Origin of the sequence: Sphingobium fuliginis (genome assembly GCF_015074805.1) — a bacterium.
GTDB lineage: Bacteria > Pseudomonadota > Alphaproteobacteria > Sphingomonadales > Sphingomonadaceae > Sphingobium > Sphingobium fuliginis.
The window spans coordinates 2,237,973-2,260,110 of record NZ_CP060035.1; the positions used below are offsets into that span (position 1 = coordinate 2,237,973).

Annotated in this window: 26 protein-coding genes and 1 tRNA gene; 16 read left to right on the forward strand and 11 right to left on the reverse strand. The window is 61.9% G+C overall.

Going from position 1 to position 22,138, the window contains the following annotated elements; genetic code table 11:
* Positions 1–56 precede the first annotated feature (56 nt).
* From H5V43_RS10755 to H5V43_RS10765, 3 genes are read left to right on the forward strand one after another with little or no spacing between them, the layout of a single operon-like run.
* A complete protein-coding gene (locus tag H5V43_RS10755) occupies positions 57–1,280 on the forward strand; it encodes a toxic anion resistance protein (RefSeq protein ID WP_025551650.1) in 1,224 nt (407 codons plus the stop codon).
* A 4-nt stretch (positions 1,281–1,284) separates the two neighbouring features.
* Positions 1,285–1,998, forward strand: coding sequence for a hypothetical protein (locus H5V43_RS10760; protein WP_025551648.1), 714 nt, complete (start codon positions 1,285–1,287; stop codon positions 1,996–1,998).
* Between the two features lie 12 nt (positions 1,999–2,010).
* Positions 2,011–2,169, forward strand: a complete 159-nt coding sequence (locus tag H5V43_RS10765; RefSeq protein ID WP_167706561.1) for a hypothetical protein — start codon at positions 2,011–2,013, stop codon at positions 2,167–2,169.
* Between the two features lie 12 nt (positions 2,170–2,181).
* Here the strand turns inward: H5V43_RS10765 and H5V43_RS10770 are convergent, their stop codons facing one another.
* From H5V43_RS10770 to H5V43_RS10785, 4 genes are all read right to left on the reverse strand, one after another.
* Complete coding sequence (locus H5V43_RS10770) at positions 2,182–2,481, reverse strand: PilZ domain-containing protein (protein WP_025551646.1); 300 nt, start codon at positions 2,479–2,481, stop codon at positions 2,182–2,184.
* A 113-nt stretch (positions 2,482–2,594) separates the two neighbouring features.
* The gene (locus H5V43_RS10775) at positions 2,595–3,329 is read right to left on the reverse strand and encodes a class I SAM-dependent methyltransferase (RefSeq protein WP_025551644.1); all 735 of its coding nucleotides are present in this window, start codon (positions 3,327–3,329) and stop codon (positions 2,595–2,597) included.
* The gene (prfB, locus tag H5V43_RS10780; RefSeq protein ID WP_044660216.1) at positions 3,329–4,456 is read right to left on the reverse strand and encodes a peptide chain release factor 2; all 1,128 of its coding nucleotides are present in this window, start codon (positions 4,454–4,456) and stop codon (positions 3,329–3,331) included. Before prfB ends, H5V43_RS10775 begins: the two co-directional genes overlap by 1 nt.
* 182 nt (positions 4,457–4,638) lie before the next feature.
* Positions 4,639–5,532 carry an N-formylglutamate amidohydrolase gene (locus H5V43_RS10785; RefSeq protein WP_025551643.1) on the reverse strand — a complete coding sequence of 298 codons (894 nt, stop codon included), beginning with the start codon at positions 5,530–5,532 and terminating at the stop codon, positions 4,639–4,641.
* Between the two features lie 149 nt (positions 5,533–5,681).
* On the opposite strand from H5V43_RS10785, the gene cpdR reads away from it, so the two are divergent.
* Positions 5,682–6,059: a cell cycle two-component system response regulator CpdR gene (gene cpdR / locus H5V43_RS10790; RefSeq protein WP_025551641.1), complete on the forward strand. Its 378-nt coding sequence runs from the start codon at positions 5,682–5,684 to the stop codon at positions 6,057–6,059.
* On the opposite strand, the gene H5V43_RS10795 is transcribed toward cpdR, so the two are convergent.
* Entirely contained in the window at positions 6,056–7,390 is a 1,335-nt protein-coding gene (locus H5V43_RS10795) for a dicarboxylate/amino acid:cation symporter (RefSeq protein ID WP_099186986.1), read from the reverse strand. The two genes, cpdR and H5V43_RS10795, sit on opposite strands and share 4 nt — an antisense overlap.
* Before the next feature lie 128 nt (positions 7,391–7,518).
* Here H5V43_RS10795 and H5V43_RS10800 point away from each other — a divergent pair.
* The 5 genes from H5V43_RS10800 (at position 7,519) to H5V43_RS23770 (ending at position 11,362) form a co-directional block, all read left to right on the forward strand.
* A tRNA-Val gene (locus tag H5V43_RS10800) sits at positions 7,519–7,593 on the forward strand.
* A gap of 509 nt (positions 7,594–8,102) precedes the next feature.
* Positions 8,103–9,140, forward strand: a complete 1,038-nt coding sequence (locus H5V43_RS10805) for a tyrosine-type recombinase/integrase (RefSeq protein WP_193666649.1) — start codon at positions 8,103–8,105, stop codon at positions 9,138–9,140.
* A gap of 380 nt (positions 9,141–9,520) precedes the next feature.
* Positions 9,521–9,868, forward strand: coding sequence for a helix-turn-helix domain-containing protein (locus tag H5V43_RS10810; RefSeq protein ID WP_025551779.1), 348 nt, complete (start codon positions 9,521–9,523; stop codon positions 9,866–9,868).
* Positions 9,869–11,176, forward strand: coding sequence for a type II toxin-antitoxin system HipA family toxin (locus H5V43_RS10815; RefSeq protein ID WP_025551780.1), 1,308 nt, complete (start codon positions 9,869–9,871; stop codon positions 11,174–11,176). It begins immediately after the preceding gene.
* A 63-nt stretch (positions 11,177–11,239) separates the two neighbouring features.
* Positions 11,240–11,362 carry a hypothetical protein gene (locus H5V43_RS23770; RefSeq protein WP_257554349.1) on the forward strand — a complete coding sequence of 41 codons (123 nt, stop codon included), beginning with the start codon at positions 11,240–11,242 and terminating at the stop codon, positions 11,360–11,362.
* Between the two features lie 289 nt (positions 11,363–11,651).
* Here the strand turns inward: H5V43_RS23770 and H5V43_RS10825 are convergent, their stop codons facing one another.
* Entirely contained in the window at positions 11,652–12,320 is a 669-nt protein-coding gene (locus tag H5V43_RS10825; protein WP_025551782.1) for a haloacid dehalogenase type II, read from the reverse strand.
* A 200-nt stretch (positions 12,321–12,520) separates the two neighbouring features.
* On the opposite strand from H5V43_RS10825, the gene H5V43_RS10830 reads away from it, so the two are divergent.
* On the forward strand, positions 12,521–14,290 hold the full coding sequence (locus tag H5V43_RS10830; RefSeq protein WP_025551784.1) for a dihydroxy-acid dehydratase: 1,770 nt from the start codon (positions 12,521–12,523) through the stop codon (positions 14,288–14,290).
* Positions 14,291–15,217, forward strand: coding sequence for a 2-hydroxyacid dehydrogenase (locus H5V43_RS10835; protein WP_025551786.1), 927 nt, complete (start codon positions 14,291–14,293; stop codon positions 15,215–15,217). It begins immediately after the preceding gene.
* 160 nt (positions 15,218–15,377) lie between these two features.
* On the opposite strand, the gene H5V43_RS10840 is transcribed toward H5V43_RS10835, so the two are convergent.
* The 4 genes from H5V43_RS10840 to H5V43_RS10855 form a co-directional block, all read right to left on the reverse strand.
* Positions 15,378–16,700, reverse strand: coding sequence for an NAD(P)/FAD-dependent oxidoreductase (locus H5V43_RS10840; protein WP_025551788.1), 1,323 nt, complete (start codon positions 16,698–16,700; stop codon positions 15,378–15,380).
* An 824-nt stretch (positions 16,701–17,524) separates the two neighbouring features.
* Entirely contained in the window at positions 17,525–18,052 is a 528-nt protein-coding gene (locus H5V43_RS10845) for a helix-turn-helix domain-containing protein (RefSeq protein WP_025551790.1), read from the reverse strand.
* Entirely contained in the window at positions 18,049–18,483 is a 435-nt protein-coding gene (locus H5V43_RS10850; protein ID WP_025551792.1) for a hypothetical protein, read from the reverse strand. Before H5V43_RS10850 ends, H5V43_RS10845 begins: the two co-directional genes overlap by 4 nt.
* A gap of 26 nt (positions 18,484–18,509) precedes the next feature.
* The gene (locus tag H5V43_RS10855) at positions 18,510–18,893 is read right to left on the reverse strand and encodes a hypothetical protein (protein ID WP_025551794.1); all 384 of its coding nucleotides are present in this window, start codon (positions 18,891–18,893) and stop codon (positions 18,510–18,512) included.
* A gap of 230 nt (positions 18,894–19,123) precedes the next feature.
* Here H5V43_RS10855 and H5V43_RS10860 point away from each other — a divergent pair.
* Positions 19,124–19,881 (forward strand): IS5 family transposase gene (locus tag H5V43_RS10860; protein WP_128830903.1). Its coding sequence is split into 2 segments (ribosomal slippage): positions 19,124–19,457 and positions 19,457–19,881, totalling 759 coding nucleotides; the frame shifts between segments, so codons are not numbered across the junction.
* On the opposite strand, the gene H5V43_RS10865 is transcribed toward H5V43_RS10860, so the two are convergent.
* The gene (locus tag H5V43_RS10865) at positions 19,812–20,243 is read right to left on the reverse strand and encodes a helix-turn-helix domain-containing protein (RefSeq protein WP_193666650.1); all 432 of its coding nucleotides are present in this window, start codon (positions 20,241–20,243) and stop codon (positions 19,812–19,814) included. The two genes, H5V43_RS10860 and H5V43_RS10865, sit on opposite strands and share 70 nt — an antisense overlap.
* 204 nt (positions 20,244–20,447) lie before the next feature.
* On the opposite strand from H5V43_RS10865, the gene H5V43_RS10870 reads away from it, so the two are divergent.
* From H5V43_RS10870 to H5V43_RS10885, 4 genes are read left to right on the forward strand one after another with little or no spacing between them, the layout of a single operon-like run.
* Positions 20,448–20,672: a hypothetical protein gene (locus H5V43_RS10870; RefSeq protein WP_128830708.1), complete on the forward strand. Its 225-nt coding sequence runs from the start codon at positions 20,448–20,450 to the stop codon at positions 20,670–20,672.
* A 24-nt stretch (positions 20,673–20,696) separates the two neighbouring features.
* Positions 20,697–21,044, forward strand: coding sequence for an ArsR/SmtB family transcription factor (locus H5V43_RS10875; RefSeq protein WP_193666651.1), 348 nt, complete (start codon positions 20,697–20,699; stop codon positions 21,042–21,044).
* Complete coding sequence (gene arsC / locus H5V43_RS10880) at positions 21,041–21,472, forward strand: arsenate reductase (glutaredoxin) (RefSeq protein ID WP_025548298.1); 432 nt, start codon at positions 21,041–21,043, stop codon at positions 21,470–21,472. Before H5V43_RS10875 ends, arsC begins: the two co-directional genes overlap by 4 nt.
* Complete coding sequence (locus H5V43_RS10885) at positions 21,469–22,137, forward strand: aquaporin (RefSeq protein ID WP_025548300.1); 669 nt, start codon at positions 21,469–21,471, stop codon at positions 22,135–22,137. Before arsC ends, H5V43_RS10885 begins: the two co-directional genes overlap by 4 nt.
* Position 22,138 lies beyond the last annotated feature (1 nt).

Sequence of the window (22,138 nt, forward strand, 5' to 3'; positions counted from 1 at the left end):
CAACTGTTCTATGCACATATAACAGTTCGAACCGCCCCTGGCCCCTGGGAGATGACATGGCTTCGACCGCGCCGACCGCCACCGCCACGACCTCTGGCGACACGCTGAACCTGACGCCGCCCGATCCGGTGCCGCCGGTCGCGCCCGAAAAGGCCGCCGGGCTGGTGCCGCTGGATGACGAGAAACGGTCGAAGCTGGACGAGAAGGTCGATGCCTTCATCGACGATCTGGTCGCGCAGGACGCCAATTCGCCCGAATTCGGCCAGCGGGTCGACCAGCTCACCAATATGGGGCGCAAGGAAATCGCGGAGGCGGCCGGGCATTCGAACCGCTTCCTCGACCGGCCGGTGCGGGCGATGGACAGCGACAACAAGGTCGGCGTCGACCTGGCGGAGCTGCGCCGGACCATCGAGGATCTCGACCCCGGCAAGCGCGGCAGCCTGACCGCGCCGAAGAAGCTGTTCGGCCTCATCCCCTTCGGCAACCGGATGCGCGACTATTTCGACAGCTACAAGAGCGCGCAGAGCCATATCAATTCGATCCTGGGCTCCCTCGCCAGCGGCAAGGACGTGCTGATCAAGGACAATGCCGCGATCGATGTCGAGCGGCAGAATATGTGGCAGACGATGGGCCGTCTGGAGCAGATGATCCACATCAGCAAGACGCTCGACGCCCGGCTGGAAGCCAAGGCGCTGGAACTGGATTCGACCGACCCCGCGAAAGCCAAGGCGATCCGGGAGAGCGCGCTCTTCTACATCCGCCAGCGCACGCAGGACCTGCTGACGCAGATGGCGGTGACGGTGCAGGGCTATCTGGCGCTGGACCTCGTCAAGAAGAACAATGTCGAGCTGGTGAAGGGCGTCGACCGCGCCAGCACCACGACCGTCGCCGCGCTGCGCACCGCCGTCACCGTGGCGCAGGCGCTGGTCGGGCAGAAGCTGGTGCTGGAACAGATCACCGCGCTCAACACGACGACCGCGAACATGATCGATTCGACCGGCGAGATGCTGAAGAACCAGACGGCGCAGATTCATGAGCAGGCCGCATCCAGCACCATTCCCATCGAGACGCTGCAACGCGCCTTCCAGAATATCTACGACACGATGGACAATATCGACACGTTCAAGCTGAAGGCGCTGGAGAATATGAAGACGACGGTGAACACGCTGTCGAACGAGGTGGAGAAGTCCAAGGGCTATATCGCCCGCGCCGAAGGGCAGGCGCAGGCGGCAAGCCAGGCCCGTGCCGACAATCCGTTGCTGAGTTCCATCGAGGCGTGAGGGGATGAGCCGTTCCGACCGCGTGCTGGCCGATGCGGAGGCGGTTCTGCGCCGCCATAGCGAGCGCGGGCAAAGCCTGTCGGCGCGTGCCCGGCAGCGGCGCAACGCGGCGCTGATGCGGAAGGTCAAATATGCCTTCTGGGCGGTGACTGCGGTCCTGATCGGCAGCGCGGTGGCGGGTTTCGTGACCCCGCTGGGCACGACCGGGGTGATGATCGCGCTGGGGGCGATGCTGGCGGCCCTGCTGCTGGTCGCCATGCTTCCCGGCGAAAAAAGGGTGCGGACAGAGGCGCTGGCGGATACGGCGCTCACCGCCCTGCCCCTGCAAACCGAAATATGGCTGGAGAATCAGCGCAAGGCCCTGCCCGCACCGGCCGTCACGCTGGTCGACAGCATCGGCGTCAAGCTGGAAACCCTGGCGCCGCAACTCGAACGGCTGGGCGATCAGGACCCGGCGGCGCAGGAAATCCGCAAATTGCTGGCCGATCACCTGCCCGAACTCGTCACCGGCTACCAATCCATTCCCGAGCCGCTTCGGCGGGAGGAGCGCAATGGGCGCGTTCCCGAACGGCAATTGATCGACGGACTGGGCGTGATCGACGCGGAAATCGCGCGGATGAGCGAAAATCTGGCGAGCGGCGACCTGGACAAGCTGGCGGTGCAGAACCGCTTCCTGGAACTCAAATATCAGGAAGCGAAGGAACTTGGGCAGGACTGACGTCTTCCTACAGTGATGATCCATTTGACGCTGATCATCGTCGATTTCCTCACCGGACTGCTGGCGGCCGGCGCCTGGGCGCTGGCGAGCGCGGGAGGAGCCATTGCGGCGCTTGTCGGCGGCGGACTGCTGGGCGCGTCGCTGTTCCGGAAATGGCGGCAAAAGGGCTGAAGACAAGGGGTGTCAGACGCCTTCAATCAGCACATCCATGGCATGGCGGGTCAAAGGCTCGCTGAAACGTATGCCGAAGCGCTTGCCCTCGGCCCACATGACGCGACCGCTCGCCTGCACGCCCAATGCCTCGACCATGAGGTAGGTGCCGGTTGTCGGCGGGGTTTCGCAATGGGCCAGCGCGCCCGAGCTGGAAAGGTCCAGAAAATGGGCCCGCGCCGCCGTGCCGCCGAAACGCAGCGCAACCGGCCCGAACATCTTGTGGCGCGGGTCGAGCCGCCGCTGCCCTGCGGCGCCAGTCAGGTCTGTCATATCCTGCCCTCTCCCCAAGGCATCAGGTCGTCCAATGGTCAACGCATCATAGAATCGCTGGCAGCGCATTAACCATAATCCGCGCCAAGAAAAGCCTCCCGGCGACAGGAAGGTCAGGACCGAAGGGCGCAGGGAACGATGGAGGAAGGTTCGGGCCGGGCTGCGATGCGCTTGAACCGGGCGAAATAGCCCCCGGCCGTCGGCTTCGGGATGAGTTCCTCCAGCCGGAACCCCATGGCGGCCAGTTCGCAGGCGAGCAGGCGCGGCGGCGTTCCATGCTGGTCGGTCGGGCGGTTGGCGTCGACCACGATCAGTTCGCCATCCGGCTTGAGCGCGGGACTCAAATGCCAGAGAAAGGCGTAGGGCTCCGCGATCTCATGGTACATATGCACCATGAGGATGCGGTCGAAGCTGTTTTCCGGCAGCTTCGGGTCCTCCGGCGCGCCCAGGCGGACGCTGACATTGCGCCAGTCTTCCCGGGTGATGCGCCGGGACAGAGCCTCGATCACTTCGGGCATGATGTCCTCCGCCAAGACCCGGCCGCTGTCGCCCACCCTCCTGGCGAGGCGTACCGTATAATAGCCTTCGCCCGCGCCGATGTCCGCGACCGTCATGCCGGTGCGGATGCCGGCCCGGTTCATGATGTCCTCGGCCTCGTTCACCCGGTCGCGCGCCTCCTCGCTGGACCAGCGGGTGGACACGATCGGCGCGACCGGGCGGTCGGCGCGCGGAAAGGCGCGAGCGCCTGCCGGGCGGTCGCCATTGCTGTCCGACGAAAACGGGCCGCAGCCCGCCAGCAGGAACAGGCATGCTGTCAGTGTTCCGGCCGCCAGCGCCGGAGCTTTCATCAGTCGACGTCCTCCACATCGACCTTCTCGCCCGTCACCTTCTGGCTGAGCGCGGCGGCCATGAAGGGATCGAGCGCGCCGTCCAGCACATCGTCGGGCGAGGTGGAGGTGACGCCAGTGCGCAGATCCTTCACGAGCTGATAGGGCTGGAGCACATAGGAGCGGATCTGGTGGCCCCAGCCGATCTCCGTCTTGGCCTGATATTCGCCCGAGGCGGCTTCTTCGCGGCGGCGCAGTTCCGCTTCGTAAAGGCGCGCCTTCAGCATGTTCATGGCCGTGGCGCGGTTCTTGTGCTGCGACCGGTCGTTCTGGCTGGCGACGATGATGCCCGAGGGGACGTGGGTGATGCGGACGGCGGAGTCGGTGGTATTGACGTGCTGCCCGCCCGCGCCCGAGGCGCGATAAGTGTCGATCTTGAGGTCGCTTTCATTCACCTCGATCTCGATATTGTCGTCGATCACCGGATAGACCCAGACCGACGAGAAGCTGGTGTGGCGGCGCGCCGAACTGTCATAGGGGCTGATGCGCACCAGCCGGTGCACCCCGCTTTCGGTCTTGGCATAGCCATAGGCATTCTCGCCCTTGAACAGGAAGGTGGCGGACTTGATGCCCGCCTGATCGCCCGCCTGATAGTCGACCAGTTCGACCTTGTAGCCGCGCCGTTCGGCCCAGCGGCGGTACATGCGGCTGAGCATTTCGGCCCAGTCCTGGCTTTCCGTGCCGCCCGCGCCCGCGTGGATTTCCAGATAGGTGTCGCTGGCGTCGGCCTCGCCCGCCAGCAGCGCCTTGATCTTGTCCTCGTCCGCGCGGTCGGCCAGAGCCTTCAAGGACGCGATGGCTTCGGTCACCATATCCTCATCGCCTTCGGCGTCGGCCATTTCGATGAGTTCGGCGGTGTCGGTCTTCTCGCTCTCGATCGCGCGGGTGGCGCCGATGGCGGCGTCGAGCCGGGTGCGTTCGCGCATCACTTCCTGGGCAAGCTTCTGATTGTCCCAGAGGGTCGGGTCCTCGACGCGGGCGTTCAGTTCGTCGAGGCGACGCAGGGCGCGGTCCCAGTCGAGGAAGCGGCGCAGCAGGTCCAGCGCGGCGTCGATGCGGTCGATATATTGCTGCGCTTCGGCGCGCATGGGAACTCTCCAGAATGTCGGGGCGCTTGGTCGTAGGATCGACAAACGCATCAAGTGCCTGCCCCTATCCGAGGGCGGCGGATTTGGGAAGATTCAATCCTTGCCGGCGAATGCGCAAGGATCGGATGGAATCAGGCCGAATCCGCCGCTGTCGCAGCCCCGCCTGAAATCATCCCCGCCCATCACTCCGCCGCCATCGCATAGTTCGAGCGCGGCAGTTCATGCGCCAATGCATTCACCATGGCAGCCACCACCTGCTGCAAGCGGGCAAGCCCCGGTCCCGGCTGGTCCAGCGAGACGTCCAGATAGAGGCTCCGGTCGCATTCCACCTGGATCGCATAACAGCCATGCGTCGGCCTGCCGTGGCGTTCGACCATATGGTCGCCCGCATAAGGATGATTTTGCGCGACGGCGATGCCGTGGGCGGCGGCGACATCCGCTGCCAGCGTCATCAGCCGAGCCGAGGCGCTGCGGCCGAATCGGTCCCCCAGCACGAGTCCGGGAGCAACCTGCCCCGCGGTGGGCGGGGGAAGCGGCGGCATGGAATGCAGGTCGATCAGGATCGCATGGCCATGGGCATCGCGCGCCGTCCGCATCAATCGCGCGAGCGCCGCATGATAGGGCCTGTGGAACAATTCGATCCGGCGTTCGACCTCCGCCCAGCCCAGCGAGCGCTGCCATAGCTCATGCGCGCCCGGCAAGCGGCGCGGGATCAGGCCCAGCCCGCCCCGCAATTTGGCGCTGCTCTGCAAGGGAACGTCGCGCGGAATGCCGCTGACCATGCCTGCGTCGATCTCCCGCTCATGCCGGTTGAGGTCGATCGTCGCTCGCGGCACCCGCGCCACCAGCACCGGAACGCCCCGTTCGATCAGCGGATAGGCCAGCATGTCCGCCCAGCGATCCTCCAGCCTTTGCAGCACATCCCGCCGCACCCGCGCCTGTGCCAGCAGCCCCTCGTCATAATCCCGCCCCGCATGCGGCACGGAAACGACCACCGGCCCGGCGGGGACATCGGGTTCGTAAAGATCGTAGGCGGGCGTGGTTTCGGTCGGAACCGGCGGCGCGCTATGTCCCAAGCAAGATCCTTTCACAGGCCGCCGCCCAAAAATGGTTACTCGGCTGGATAATATTTACACCTTGTCGCATATATAGTCGCTTCACGCCATCCGCGAAGGGGGCGATCAGGGGTCGGCCGTCACAGGCCTGGGACGAGACGTACGGGGCAATGGTTCGAATTCTGCTGGCGGAAGATGATGAAAGCATGCGCGCCTATCTGGCCCGCGCGCTGGAACGTTCAGGATATGAAGTCGTCTCCGTCTCCACCGGAGCGCAGGCGGTGCCGCATATCGACAGCGACCGGTTCGACCTGCTGCTGACCGACATCGTCATGCCGGAAATGGACGGGATCGAACTGGCCCAGCATGCCGCCGCCGTGGCGCCCGACATGCGAATCATGTTCATCACCGGCTTTGCCGCCGTCACGCTGAAAGCGGGCAAGGCCGTGCCGCAGGCGAAGGTCCTGTCAAAGCCGTTTCACCTGCGCGACCTGGTGCTGGAGGTCGAGCGCATGTTCGGCACCGAAAGCCTGACCGGCCTCAGCTAGGCCGAGACAACCTCTTCCATATCGGGCGTCGGCGGCAGGGGCTGCCCGGCCATGGCGGCCGCGAACCGTTCCCGGTCCAGCCCCTTTTCCCAAACCGACACCACCACCGTCGCGACCGCATTGCCGATGAAATTGGTGAGGCTGCGGCATTCGCTCATGAAGCGGTCGACGCCCAGGATCAGCGTCATGCCCGCCACTGGCACCGACGGCACGATGGAAAGCGTCGCTGCGAGCGTGATGAACCCCGCCCCCGTGACGCCCGCGGCCCCCTTGCTGGAAAGCATGGCGACCAGCAGCAGCAATATCTGCTCCTCCAGGCTCAGATGCACATTGGTCGCCTGCGCGATGAACAGCGCCGCCAGCGTCATGTAGATATTCGTGCCGTCCAGGTTGAAGCTGTAGCCGGTCGGCACGACCAGCCCGACCACGGACTTGCGGCACCCGGCGCGCTCCATCTTCTCGATCAGGCTCGGCAGCGCCGCTTCGGAGGAGGAGGTGCCGAGCACCAGCAGCAGTTCCGCCTTCAGGTAGCGGATCAGATGCAGGATGTTGAACCCGGCGAGCCGCGCCACCACGCCCAGCACCACCAGCACGAACAATATCGATGTCAGATAGAAGGTCGCCACCAGCCCGGCCAGATTGGCGAGCGCCCCCACCCCATATTTTCCGATGGTGAAGGCCATCGCGCCGAAAGCACCCAGCGGCGCCGCCTTCATCAGGAAGGACACCAGCTTAAAGATCGCATGGCTGGCCGATTCGAGCACCGTCATCAGTGGATCGGCCCTTTCCCCGATCATGGTGAGCGCGATGCCGAACAGGATGGCGACGAACAACACCTGCAGGATATTGTGTCCATCCGCCACGGCGGAGACCAGCGTGCCGGGTATGATGTCCAGCAGGAAACCCGTGAGCGTCCGGTCATGCGCCTGCTGCTGATATTGCGCGACCTTCCCGGCATCCAGCGTCGCCGGGTCGATATCGAGGCCTGCCCCGGGATGGACGACATTGGCGACGATCAACCCGACGATCAGCGCCAGGGTGGAAAAGGTCAGGAAATAGGCGAAGGCCTTGGCCGCGACACGGCCGATCGCGCCCAGCTCCTTCATCCCCGCCACGCCGGTCACGATGGTGAGGAAGATGACGGGCGCGATGATCATCTTGACCAGCTTGATGAAGGCTTCCCCCAGGGGCTGCAGCGCGACGCCGGTTTCGGGAAAGAAATGCCCGATCCCAACGCCAAGGGCGATGGCGATCAGCACCTGAACATAAAGCTGGCGATAGAATGGCAGGCGGGCGATGGGCTGATCAGACGGCGTGGGCGATGGCAGCATGGCGTTTGGCGTCCCCTTTTCGCACCGCAACATATGACCTGCCGGGCTGCTGTCCAGAAGAATAGCGGCAAGGCTCAATTTCCCGCTTGCGCTCCCTTACACCCCCGGCTATTGGCCCACTCCACCGTGGGCGTGTAGCTCAGTGGTAGAGCACTGTGTTGACATCGCAGGGGTCGCAAGTTCAATCCTTGCCACGCCCACCATCGAAAACCCCGCCAAATCAACGGTTTGGCGGGGTTTTTGTTTGCCTGCCGCAAGCCGTAGAGCCTCGCCATGCCCATCAGTTTTTGGGCAAATTCTGGGCAAATCCTGGTCTCTTTGGGCAAATTCTGGGCATGCAAATGCCGGGCGATCGGAGCGAAATCCCGAGTCGCGCACGCCGCCGAAATTATCTCGGACTGCAAGCGATTCGCTTAGCTCGGGCTCCAAAAGGGTCGATCCCGCAGCCGCGCAGGAAGCATACAAACGCTGCTCGCCCATCACGGCCTTTGCCTGCCGACGCATCCGTGCACTGCCACGAAGCCGGGCACCTCCATGGAATGGATGATCACCTTGCTGTCGCTTGGCATGCTGTTTCAGTTCAGCATGCGCCCGTACCAATCAGGACGACAGCCTGCCCCAGACCTTCATAAAAGCTAACGCGCCTCACGCTGAAGCATTCGGAGCGAAACTCCCGGCGCAAGCGCGCGATCAGAGGGAACAGGAAGATAAGATGCTCTCCATTCGAACCCGTGGCAAGAACGGCATTTATTATATCCGAGGTACCGTCACGCTTGGCGACAAGCACATCGACGTCAAGGAGTTCAGTTCAGGAACGAGTGACCGCGATGCTGCGGCGCACCTGATGGCGGAACATGAGACGAAGCTGCGGCACCGGCTGATGTTCGGTCCGGCCGCGATCGTAGCGCAAGGCAAAATAGCCGACGCTTTTGAAAGCTACCTGACGAAAGCAAAGCCCCCCTGCCCGTCCGATGTCCTGCGCATCGGCAAGCTCAATGGCCTGATCGGAGACTTCAGCCTGCGCGAACCCAAGCAGGCCTGGGAGCATTTTCGCCGCGCCTATCTGACCGGCCATGACCCGGCGGGCCAGGATCGCTATCGCGCCGTGTTCCAGGCCGCGATCAACGTCCATCACGACCTGCACGACCTTCCGCCCCTGCGCATCAAGGCGATCCCGTTCGACAATGAACGGGTGCGCTTTCTCAGCAAGGAAGACCGCGACCGGCTGATCGAGGCCTACTCACCGCACATACAGCCGATCATCACCCTGCTCGCCTTCCATGGCCCACGCATCCAGACGGCATTGCAGCTCCCGTGGGGTGTCGAGGGCGTCGATATGGAGCAAGGATCGATCCGGCTTAACCACAGCAAGAATGCCGTCATCCGGTCCGTGCCGATGCATCCCCGCGTCATGGACGTCCTGCGTCCGATCTGGGAGAAGCGAGGGCAGCCGACAAAGGGGCATGTTTTCCTCAACCGGTTGGGCAAGCCCTATTCCGACACCCGCAAGGCGAAGATCCCCGGCGGCAACCCGATCAGGAATCAGCACGCCACTGCGTGCAAGCGCGCAGAGATAGAGGATTTCACCGTCCATGACTGGCGACACCACTGGGCATCGCACTGCGTCATGGCCGGGATCGACCTCATCACCATCATGAACATGGGCGGTTGGAAATCGCTCCGGATGGTGCAGCGCTATTCCAGCGTCAGTGTCGACCACATGCGCGAATCCATCAATAGGCTCAGCTAAAGCGAGCCGCACGTCCGAGAAGGATTTGGGGCAGACCGCACAGTCTGCTCCATTTCCTGCGAGAACCGATAGCCTAGCGAAGCCGCCCATAGGGTGCAGCGCAATCAGAGAAAGCGCCTCGAGAGGTTGTTCAGTGGTTGAGCGAGCGACTGATGGCGGCATGGATTGTAGCCTGCCTCGCGGTCGATACCAGTTGCGGGTGTGAAGCCAGGTCCCCGCGCCTGTTGCGGCGGCCTGATGCATCTCGACAAAGTTTCGGGGGGAATATGAGAGCGGGATACCGCTATCTTCGAACACTTAGAGCGGAATTCCGCTTGATCTTCGAAATTTTTCCTGTAGCGATATTCCGCATAGTATATATTTTTAGAGCGGAATTCCGCATGCAAATGGATATTTTTTCTATCCTGGGGGATCAATTGCGTCATTGGCGCGGCAGACGCTCCATGAGTCAACTTGGATTGGCCCGGCGGCTTGGTCGTGATCGCGCGCGCATCTCTGAACTCGAACGTGATCTGATCGGCGGCCGCCGGGGTCGCGACCGCCTGACCCTATTCGCCGAGATCTGCGACGCGCTGGATCTGGTGCCCGTCCTCGTGCCACGCGCCCAGGCTAGCGCAGTCCGTGATCAGGTCGAAGGCGCGCGCGGCATCGACTTCAACCACCCGGTGCGCTCGACGTTCGAGGAGTTGTTCGTCGATCTCGATGAGGACGAAGAGGAGAACCGCTAGATGGGGAAGGCTTCCGCGATCCTCGGCGTTCACCTGCTTGATGCGAAGCTTGGGCCAGTGAAGGTAGGAACGCTCACGCGCGATGCCGACGGCGCGGTCGCCTTCACAGTGTCCGAATCCTATCTCCGCGACACGGCACGGCCCGTACTCAGCCTTGGCTGGTATGATCCGACGTCTGACGCAGGCACCCGCGACCGGCTTTCCGCTCGTGGCGACAAGATTGGCCTGCACGGCTCGATCCCGCCCTGGTTTGCCGGGTTGCTTCCCGAAGGCGCGCTTCGCGAACTGGTGCTCACCGAAATGGGTCCCGGGGATCATGACCAGTTCGACGTGCTCACCCGGCTGGGCGCCGACCTTCCCGGCGCCGTGCTGGTTACAGCCGAAACCGACACACCAGCCTCCGCCGGCCCTCTGGATCTGATATCTATAAAAGGCTTCAAGGCGGCCGAACCCAAGGGTGTGGTTAAATTCTCACTCGCCGGAGTCCAACTCAAATTCACCGCCAATATCGACGGCGAACGGCTTACACTTCCCGCCCGGGGCGACACCGGCCGCTGCATCATCAAGGTAGCAAGCGATACCTATCGCGGGCTTCCGGAAGCTGAGCATGGCGCAATGACGCTGGCGGGCATGATCGGCGTCGAGACAGCGCCTTGTCGGCTGATGCCGCGCGCCGCCGTCGCGGGTATACCCGACGAAATGCTCGAACACGGCGAGCAGGTATTGGTGGTCGATCGGTTCGATCGCGCAGCCGACGACACGCGCATTCACATTGAGGACGCCGGGCAGGTCATCGGAGCGATCGGGGATCGCAAATATACCATGGCCACCACCGAAACCGTCATCAACATGATCAGCCGCTTCAGTACTGACCGCCGCGCCGACATCCTCGAGGCAATCCGCCGCATTGTCGCGGACGTGCTGATCGGCAACGGCGATAATCACCTCAAGAACTGGTCCTTCCGTTTCCCTGAACCGGGGCAGGTCCGCTTGTCACCAGCCTACGACATTGTTCCGACTGTCCTTTTTCAGCCGCGCGACACGCTCGCTCTACGGTTCGTACGCACCCACAGCTTCGACACTGTCAACCTCCACCGATTCGAACGAGTGGCGAGCTTTCTGCGGGTGGACCCCAAGTGGGTCGTTCGCGAGGTCAAGGCGACGGTGGAACGTGCGTTGGACACTTGGCCAGCTACGGCGCCGGAACTTCTGGGCGAGCGGTGGTCGGGAACACTTCTCGCAAGGCTCAACACGCTGGCGCTGGTCCAGGAAGTGCGAGGTTCGGCAAAGATACCGATCGGCTCTTGAAGTTCGAGAGATGGCTGGACACCGTCCACGACTGGCGCCACCAACTGGGCATCGCACTGCCTCATGGCCGGGATCGACCTCATCACCATCATGAACATGGGCGGCTGGAAATCGCTGGGCATGGTCCAGCGCTATTCCAGCGTCAGTGTCGACCACATGCGTGAATCCATCAACAAGCTGAACTGAAGCGGATCAGGTAACATCAAAGAAGAATGTGGGGCAGGCGACGGAGACCAGCTCCACTTTTTCAGTCATACCATGAAAATCCACTCGCCACTCTCTGGGGTGCTGACAGGTCCATGAAACCCTCAAGGGATCCACGCCGCCTGGCGCTGCACATTACAGATCATATTCCCTAAACTTTGCAAACCCCCAGATTCCTATTCACCTCGATACTCCAGCGCCATCAGCTGTGCCTCACCAGGCCAACCAACGAGAAGCGTACCGGCAGGACCGCCGACCCTGCCGGTTCTACTCAGAGACCTATCACGCCGGCAAGACCGCCGATATCCGCGATTTGGTGGGTGGCATAATGAGGTAGGCTAGGCTCATGTCCGCGCGCGACGAACACGCGCGCACCGTAACCCAGATCACAGGCGGACATGTGATCATACCGAAAACTGGAAGATACGTGCATGGCTTCTTCGGGGGAGCACCCGAGCTGGTCGAACATATATTCGAAAGCCTGCAGCCGCGGCTTGTACGCCTGCGCATCCTCTGCCGTGAAGACATGGGCGAACGGAGCGCCGAGCTTGGCGACGTTTTCATGTATCTGTGCGTTATCCGCGTTGGAAAGAATCACCAGGGGGATTTCCTTGGCGACCTTGGCTAGGCCCTCGGGGACATCGGGATGAGGACCCCAGGTTGGAATGCTATTATAGATTTTGGATGCGTCCGCCTCGCGAAATTCCACGCTCCACTTCCGGCAGAGACGTTCGACGGAGTTCCGGACTACCTCATGCAATGGCTTCCAGTCGCCAAGAACTTCGTCGAGCCGGTATGCTTTAAAGTCCGCGAGAAAGGCCTCCATCTGCTCCGAGGCAATACGATCGGCAAACAGCTGACGGCCCAACGGCCCCATCTCGTAATTGGTCAGGGTGCCATAACAATCGAATGTGATGTATTTGGGTCTAAATTGGCTCATTGGAAATCCTTCCCGTTGTTCGTTCCGCACCGCGAGAACGCGACGGCCCCGCTGGCCCAATACTGGTTCAGCCAAGCAGAAGAAGATTCCGATTAAAGGCGAAGTGTGCAGACTTGTAGCCGTTTTTAACCACGAAATAGGCAATAAACGTGCCTGTAGCATAGTAAGATCATGTCAGGGAGTTTTGAGACGAGGCGCGGATGCTTGACGATGACAAAGATGCCAGAAAGTCGAATGACAAAAAGGCGCTGCGCAGCGCACGCTGGTTCCGCAAGGATGATTTGCCGGGCTTCATTCACCGCTCCACGCTTGCGGCTGCCGGCTGGAGCCGTCAGGACCTGATGGAGCGTCCGGTCGTCGGGATCCTCAATACCTGGTCCGACATCAATCCATGCAACATGAACCTCCGCGTCCTTGCAGAAGATGTGCGGACCGGGATCATAGAGGCAGGCGGAATCCCATTCGAGACGCCGCTGATGTCGCTCAGCGAAAACATCATCAAGCCCACCTCGTTTCCGTTTCGCAACCTTCTGGCCATGGAAGTGGAAGAGTGCGTTCGCGCCTATCCCTTTGATGCGGTAGTCCTGCTGGGCGGATGCGATAAGACACAGCCGGCGCTCATCATGGGAGCGGTAAGTGCAGGCGTGCCGTTTATCTTTCTCGCGAGTGGCCCCGCGACGCCGCGCTCGGCGACCGGCGGGAATCTCGCCAATGCCACCGGCGTTTGGCGAATGGTCGACAAGTTGCGCGCTGGGGAGTTTGCGGAAGGGGAGTTCGCCGATTTTGAGCGCAATGTCATGGGAACGGTCGGACATTGTGCCGAAATGGGCACTGCATCGTCGATGGCGGTCATTTCCGAGGCACTGGGAATCTCCCTGCCGGGCAGCAGTCTTGTGCCTGCAGTCGATCGGCGCCGCAACCAATTTGCGCGGGAGGTGGGGCGCCGCAGCGTAATCCTCGCAAATGCTGCCGAAGCCGGGCTCACACTACTTGACGGGCGCGCATTCGACAATGCGATCACATTGCTCTGCGCCGTGGGCGGATCGACGAACGCGATCATCCACCTTCTGGCGCTTGCCGGGCGCGCCGGTGTGGACCTCTCGCTCGAACGTTTCGATGAGATTGGCCGCCGGGTGCCGCTGATTGCCAATGTTCAGCCGGCCGGCGAGCATCTGACCGAGCGATTGATGGCTGCGGGCGGGGTGCCGGCATTACTTAAGAGGCTCGCTCCCCTGCTCCATTTGGACGCCCGCAGCGTTAGCGGTCAAACGATCGGCGATGTCGTTTCGGCGGCCGAAATACTCGACGAAGACGTTATCCGTCCACTCGACAAGCCCGTTCGGATCGGAGAAACTCTAGCGGTTGTGCGGGGCAATCTTGCTCCCGATGGCGCCGTTATGAAGGTCTGCGCCGCGGAAGCCCGGCTGCTCAATCACCGTGGCCGGGCCGTCGTTTTCGAAGACGTTCAGACGATCGCCGATCGGATCGACGATCCCGCGCTCGGCATTGACGAGAACAGCATACTGATCCTGCGTAACGCCGGCCCCGTGGGTGCGGCCATGCCGGAATGGGGCATGCTGCCGCTGCCCCGCCATCTCCTGGCGCAAGGCGTACGGGACATGTTGCGCATATCCGATGCTCGGATGAGCGGCACGGCTTATGGGGCCGCCATATTGCACGTCTCTCCCGAAGCGGCAGTCGGTGGGCCGCTGGCGCTGGTTCGCGACGGGGACATGATCGAATTCAATCTTGCAGAACGGAGGCTCGATCTGCTGGTGGACAGCGACGAGCTCGAGCGTCGACGTGCCCAATGGCAGGCACCACAGCCTCGCCATAACCGCGGCTATCGCTCGCTATATAGTCGCCACATCGAGCAAGCCCATCGTGGCTGCGACTTCGACTTCCTGCGCGGTGCCGAAAAGGATTCACTCCCCGACGGGCTGTTCGACGGCTGGGTGGGGGGATGGTAAATGGCGATCCTCTATCGCTCCGACGCGCCTCGCGCCGCAGCTTGGTCCCAGTTTTTCGCCAAGCATGCTCCCGACCTCGACTTTCGCGTCTGGCCGGATGCTGGAAACCTCGATGAGATCGAGTATCTGATTGCCTGGCAGGCGCCGCGTGAGTTCCTGACATCCTTGCCGCGGCTGAAGGTCTTGTTCTCGTCGGGCGCCGGCGTCGATCATGTCGATCTTTCCGCAGTGCCTGATCACGTCCCCCTCGTCCGCATGGTCGAACCGGGCATCATCGACGGCATGGTCGAATATGTGAGTCTCGCGGTTCTCGCGGTTCACCGTGATTTCTTCGACTATGTCGAGGCCCAAACATCGCGAGAATGGAACCCGCTCGAGGTTCCACCGGCTTCTTCCCGTACAATTGGGGTGATGGGAATGGGGGTTCTGGGCCGCGCGGTACTCGAAAGGCTGCGCAGCTATGGTTTTCGCCTCCGGGGCTGGAACCGGTCCCCGCGCGCGATTATCGGTGTTGATAGCTATGCGGGGGCCGAACAATTCAACGAGTTCCTGAGTAGATGCGACGTTCTTGTGTGCCTGCTGCCACTCACGCCAAGCACCGTGGGTATATTGAACAGCAAGACATTCTCTGCCCTGCCTCATGGTGCGTCTATCATTAACGTCGGACGAGGGCCTCATCTGGTCGAAGCCGACCTTCTGGCTGCCTTGGACAGCGGACATTTGAGCAGGGCCATCCTTGATGTCACTGAAACCGAGCCGCTCCCGCCCGAACATCCGCTGTGGGCGCACCCGCGGGTGTTTGTAACACCGCATGTGGCGAGCATGACCCAACCGGAGACGGCCGCACCGATCCTGCTCGACAACATTCGTCGAGATCAACGCAACGAACCGCTCATCGGCGTGATAGACCGATCCCGCGGCTATTGATCCAAGGTGGTGGGGCCACCGCTGAATCCTGTCATAGACGGGGCGCCCGCTACCAATAAGCGACAGACTTGACGGAGCGGGCACGGGGCCGGCCCTCTCGCCTCTCTGCCTGTCTACTGAGTTTGCCTGTGGGCGCCGGGCCTGACTTCAGACCCGGCAGTCAGATCGCCGCGATATTCAGCTTCGATCCATCGACCAGTCGGGACAGCCGGAACGGTACGGGATCCACGCTAGGCGTGTCGTTCGCGACAAGCTCTGCAGCCAGATAGCCAAGACCCGGACCCAATCCAAATCCATGCCCGGAGCAGCCCGCCGCGAGGACAAGGCCATCCACCCCGTCCACCTTCGATACGACAGGCACTGCGTCCGGCGTGCAATCGACGAAGCCACCCCAGGCGCTATCAATCTCGATTTGGCCGAGTTGGGGGAAGGTCTTCCGTACACTCTCCACCACCTGGCTCACCAGCCATTTCAAAGGCGGAGGATCCAGCACGCGATTCTGTTCGAAAATCCGATCGTCGCCTGTCAGCAGGGCTTGCATTGAATCCGGCCCCGAAACGAACGATCGGCCGATGCCAAGCCTGACATTCTTCAGGCGACGGAAGAATTGCGGCATGAATTCACGGCTGTAACGGATAGCCTGCGGCGTGATTTCGAGGTTCGCCTTGCCACTGATCGCAAGCGTATAGCTGCCGTCCAGTCGGCGCGTGATCGTGCAGTAGGGTGTGGAGACCGCCTCGCCTATGTTGATCGTCGGGGTGGAACGTAGCGCGGTCTGTCGGATGCTCGCCTGAGGGAAGCTGATCCCGAGCGGCCTAAGGAATCGAGAGGACCAGGCGCCAGCGGCACACAGCACGGCGCTGGCCTTGATGTAGCCTTTCTCCGTGTGCACGCCCGCAATCTTTCCGTTGGCAAGCTCGATTGCCCGCGCCGCGCATTCCTGGTGGATCGTCGCGCCCAAAGCCCTGGCCCCCTCGGCAATAGCCGGCGCGGCAAGGGCAGGCTCGGCCTTGCCGTCTTGTTCCGAATAGGTCCCGCCGACCCACTTGCCGCGCGCTTCGGGGACGCGCTCGGCCACTTCCGCCCGGCTCAGCACCTGGGTATCGACGTCGTATTCCCGGGCGATCTCGCGCCACTTTTCCCAACCGGCGAGCACGGCCTCGTCATTAGTCGCATAGACAAGGCCGCACCGTCGGAAGCCTAGGTCTCGATTAATTTCGCGCGTGAGTTCGTCCCACAGTCGCATGGAGAGCACGGAGAGCGGCAGTTCGCGCCGGTCGCGGTTCTGCTGGCGGCACCAACCCCAATTTCGGCTCGACTGTTCGCAAGCGACGTGGCCCTTCTCGAGGAGCGCCACAGAGAGGCCGCGCTTCGCTAGATAATAGGCCGCTGTAGAGCCGAGGATGCCGCCGCCAACGATGACGACGTCAGCCTCAGACGGAAGACGCTCGTCACTATGAATGCGCTCGACCTGGGGTGACATGTTTCAACGGACCTCGATGCAAAGAGGTGGAAGCGGGGTTCCATCATTCTTCATTGCATCTTGCACTTGATAGAATGCACCGAAATCACGCTGGATTTCGGAAGATTTTCGGGATTTGGCCGCTTGATTGATCGGAAACGCTCTGCCTGGCATGCCGCACCGGCTAGTAAGGGTTGGAGGGCGAGCAGACCGTCCATTTTAGACCAAGCAGCGACGGTTCGAAAAAAGATGCCCGCTGTGAGCACTTTCGAGGCGGGGCTGGCGATGGTGTCGCCCACGGATGAGCGACTTTGCGGCCGCCGCCGACGCAACTGACGGCCACTGAAAATGGCCCCGCCTCAGTAGGGGGACAGAGGCGGGGCCAAGACTTCTTCCAAAGGGGGAGAAGAGCAATGATATTGCGCCTTTCTGACCGAGTCGTCCATCGCGCAGATGGAACGGCTTTGGATGCGGCGCTATGCATCCACCGACATAATCCTAAATTGCCACCCTGGCCCTTACCTCGCCAGCATATACGCATGCCAGCGACGAAATGGCTCCTTATCGCGCGAGTGCCGTAATATCTATCCGGAACGACCTTCATGAACAAAGTCATGCCAGTGGCGGCATGGCAGATGGATTGCCCGCCAAAATGCAAATCGGGTGGCCCTGATGAAAATTGTCCCGCCTCTTCGTGGAGGGAGGCACGAAGAGGCGGGAACGCGACCCTGTGGCTTCTTGGCTCGGGATAAATGAAGGATAGCGCTTATCCTTGGCCATGTCTCATCAGGAATCAAAGACTTGCTGAGAGATGGGTTCATATTGGTCACTCAAACTGGCAGCTATTACGGGGTTTGATGCTCCTCCCGCCCCTCGGCCACCAGAACAAGATAGTCGCGTATCCGAGAGCGGAACTCCTCCGCCAGATGAATATGCATCCGGCGGCCATCCACGGTATCCGGCGCCCGGATCACGGCCCCCTTCTCGCACAGCTGGTTGAGATAGCGCAGCGCCGTCGTATGCGGCGCTCCCGAAGCGATGCAGGCGCTGCTCACTGAAATGGCCTTTCCCTCTGTTTCGGCAGCGAAAAGGTCCAGCAGCATATGCCACGCCGGATCGATAGTGATGCCGAACGGTAACACCGCCTGCCGAGCATCGCTTTCTCGCAACAAGCGCCGCGCCAGAGAGCCAAGACGCTTCTCCGCCACGTCACCCATCGAAGAAGGGGTTTCCTGCCCCCCGGGATCGACAAGGATTTCGGAAGGTCCCGTCAGCGATCGAATGGTTTCGCTGAGGCGGGCAAGATCGTTTTCGATCGCCTTAAGATCTGTGGGGCGGAGCAGTGCTGCGCGTTGGCCGAACATGGCGGTCATCTTTGAATCCCCCCATTTTCGAGCCTTCTCGAGGCACGTTGATCCATCAGCACGCCGACGGCCATGACGATCAGGATGGGAATGCCCCAGGCGGTGGTCATGCTGTAATAGACCTTGGAAACCAGCTTGGGCGCTGCCCAGGCAACCAGGTGCGAACAGACGCCATTGAACTGGAAGGCCGCTGCCCAGATCGGCCACCATCGTGACGAGGTCAGCGCGAGATAGATGAACCCGATCAGCAGCAGCAGGTCGCCGCTGAACACCAGAGGGTTGGGCTTGCCGAATGGATGATGGCCACCCATTCCGATGTAGGTGAGCAGGCTCGCCAGCATGACGAGCAAGGCACCTGCTTTTCCTGCCCAGCCACCTTGGAGCCAGACATAAAGCGCTATGCAGATCAGAGCTGCATTGAAGGCGGCGGACAGATCCATTCGACTTCCCCGAGATAGGCGGTCTCTCAGGCGGCGGCACTGCCGGGTATATCGCCGAACAGCGACGGCACGCCCGCCTTGCCGCTCTGCATTTTCTCCCGGGGGCAGCCAAAAAGATTCTCGTCGGCGACCTCGGACCGCTTGCGGATGCGGTGCGCCTTGCTATGCGCCTCGACTAGGCTCTGGCGGCTTTGCAATATGGCGTTTGTGCAGCGCGTAAGGTCGGAAAAAATCTTCTGCCCGCTTAGAGGATCAAGTCCCATGGACCGGCCCACCTCGATCATGTTCGCGCTGGCCCGAAGCGTGTGGGCAAGTAAATCGTCGAGCTTGGCGTAAGCCATGTTCAGGTCGGTGACCACCGTCTGGGCGGCATTTTTGCTAAGCGGCATGGGGCTGTCAGCTTTGGACATGGGATCTCCTTGGACGACGAGCGTCGTCTTGAAAGTCGGATTGTCTGAACGCGCGACCGCTATGAAAAGAAAGACATGATCCACAGGCCGGCCGCGACAAGCGCGGCAACCGTTCCGCCGATCATGAGCGCCAGGCTCAGGATCCACTTCATGCGTTGCAACGCATCTAGGCTCAGGACCCATTGATTGGCTGAGAGCGATGTGATTCAGGCTCCGCGAGGAGACTGAGCATGAGCGACCTGTATTGGCTGACGGACGAGCAGATGGCGCGTTTGTCGCCGTATTTTCCCAAGAGTCACGGCAAGCCTCGGGTTGATGACCGGCGGGTGCTGAGCGGGATCATCTTCGTCAATCGCAACGGGCTGCGCTGGCGAGACGCGCCCAGGGAATACGGTCCGCACAAGACGCTCTACAACCGATGGAAACGGTGGGGCGAGATGGGCGTGTTTGGCCGGATGATGGAGGGTCTGTCCGCCCAGAAAGCCGAACCGCAGACCCTCATGATCGATGCGACCTATCTCAAGGCCCACCGCACGGCTTCCAGCCTTGGGGTAAAAAAGGGGATCTCGGCCGCCTGATCGGACGGACCAAGGGCGGCATGAACACCAAGCTTCACGCCGTCACCGATGCCAACGGCCGCCCCTTGAGCTTCTTCATCACGGCCGGCCAGATCAGCGATTACACCGGCGCGGCAGCCCTGCTCGATGATCTGCCCAAGGCGCAGTGGATGCTGGCTGACCGGGGCTATGACGCCGAATGGTTCAGGGACGCGCTCGAGCAAAAGGGCATCACGCCCTGCATCCCGGGCCGGAAATCCCGTTCCTTTCCAGTGAAATACGACAAGCGCCGATACAAACGCCGCAGCCGCATCGAGATCATGTTCGGCCGCCTGAAAGACTGGCGCCGTGTGGCAACCCGCTACGACCGCTGCCCAACCGTCTTCTTCTCCGCCATCGCTCTCGCAGCTACCGTGCTCTTCTGGCTGTGATCAACGAGTCCTGAGCCTAGATCATTGTCTCGGCCTCCCAGCGGAGGGATGCGCAGTGCTTGATGTTCGACCGGCATCTCCTGCCCCCCAACAATCGACATTTGCGGGGCGATGGCAACCTCTTCCGGTTGATATATCAATGGCTGATATGTCTGCCGTCCCTCCACTTCAGAGAGAATGCGGGCGGCTTCGAAACGATCGGCAACCCCCAGCGCGCGCAATGCCTGGCGCACCCGCTGGTTCACTGCATGATCTGATTTGCCGATCTGCCTGGCGATCTGCTTGGTGTTGAGATTCTGGGCGACCAAGCGAAGGCATTCTTTCTGCTTGTCAGTGAGGCGCGAGATGTCCGGGTCGCTCATGTGCTTATATCCGGCGCAGGGACGATGGCGCACAAATCGACCGGGGCGCCAAATTTCATTCGCATATTCATTCCGCCATGGTGCAAGGCTGCCCCTCCCTCAGCGCAGCGTGGGGCAAGCGATTCGACGCCAAATTAGATAGTATTGTGATTCATGAACAGGCCGGCTTGGTCTGCTCGACCGCACGAAAGACTGGCGTGCGTCATGGCTGGGGCGCTGCCTCTCGACATCTTCGAGCCCCCCTATCCCATTGCCGAACATGCGGGAGATGATGCAACACCATCAGGCACCCGGCCTCACCTGGTTGCGGCAACGGCTCAAGAAATCCGCATCGATGCAATGGGAAGGGCCGCCAAATCTTCCATAGACGGAAAGACGATGGTGATCACTCTAATCTATCGGGAAATGTCGATGCATATTGTCAGATGAAAACCCATCGGATAAATCCGATGCATGGATCCGAACCTCGCTCTCAAAGCTCTTGCGGCGCTCGCACACCCCACGCGGCTCGATGCCTTTCGCCTGCTCGTCCGGCATGAGCCCGACGGTCTGTCCACGGGGGCACTCGTCGAAGCCAGCGGGCTGAGCCAAAGCACCCTTTCCACCCATCTCGCTGTTCTGGCGAAGGCTGGCCTCGTCAGCGCCGACAAGCGCGGCCGGCATCAGATTCAGCGCGCCAATATCGACACGCTTCGCGGCCTCATGATCTTTCTCGCCAAGGATTGCTGTCAGGGCCGCGCTGAACTCTGCGAGCCGCTGCTCGCCGACCTCACTTGTTGCCGAAGGACCGGGCGCCCGTGACCACCATCGTCATCTATCACAATCCCGGCTGCGGAACTTCGCGGAACACGCTGGCGCTGATCCGCAATTCGGGGGTCGAGCCGCATGTCGTCGAATATCTGAGGGCACCGCCGTCGCGCGCACTGCTCATCGAAATGATCGAGCGGGCCGGCATGACGCCGCGCGCACTCCTGCGCGAGAAAGGCACGCCTTATGCCGACCTCGGCCTGGGTGACGATACATTATCCGATGAAACCTTGATCGATGCGATGATGGCGCACCCCATTCTCATCAATCGTCCGCTGGTGGTGACGCCGCTCGGCGTGAAGCTCTGCCGGCCGTCCGAGGCAGTGCTCGACATCCTGCCGGATGCGCAGCGCGGAGCCTTCGCAAAGGAGGACGGCGAGCAGGTCGTCGATGGGGCGGGGAACCGCATCACGGCCGCGTGACCCGACGTGCCGTCTTCGCCGAGGCGGCGGGCAGCTTCATGCTGTTCGCCACGGTCATCGGCTCGGGCATCATGGCCGAACGGCTTGCCGGCGGGAACCTCGCCATTGCCCTTCTCGGCAATACGCTCGCGACCGGCGCGATCCTGTTCGTCCTCATCACGATGTTCGGGCCGGTGTCCGGTTCCCATATGAACCCGGCCGTCACGCTGGTCATGCGGCTGCGCGGCCACATCCGCACCGATACGGCTATCGCTTACGTCGCTGCCCAACTCGTTGGCGGCATAGTTGGCGTCTGGCTCGCGCATCTGATGTTCGACCTGCCGATCCTCCAATTGTCGGGCAAGATCCGCAGCGGTCCCGGCCAGCTCGCGAGCGAAGCCATCGCGACATTCGGGCTGATCCTCGCCATCCTCGGAACGGCGAAGATGCGGCCCGAGAGCATCCCCATCAGCGTCGCGCTCTACATCACCGCAGCCTATTGGTTCACCTCGTCGACCAGCTTCGCCAATCCTGCAATCACCATCGCCCGGTCGTTGAGCAACAGCTTCGCCGGGATCGCCCCGGCCTGCGTGCCCGCCTTTATCGCTGCCCAGCTTGTCGGCGCGCTGGCCGCGCACTTCGTTGCCAGCACGATCTTCGCGAAACCGCATAGCGAGGCGGCTTAGA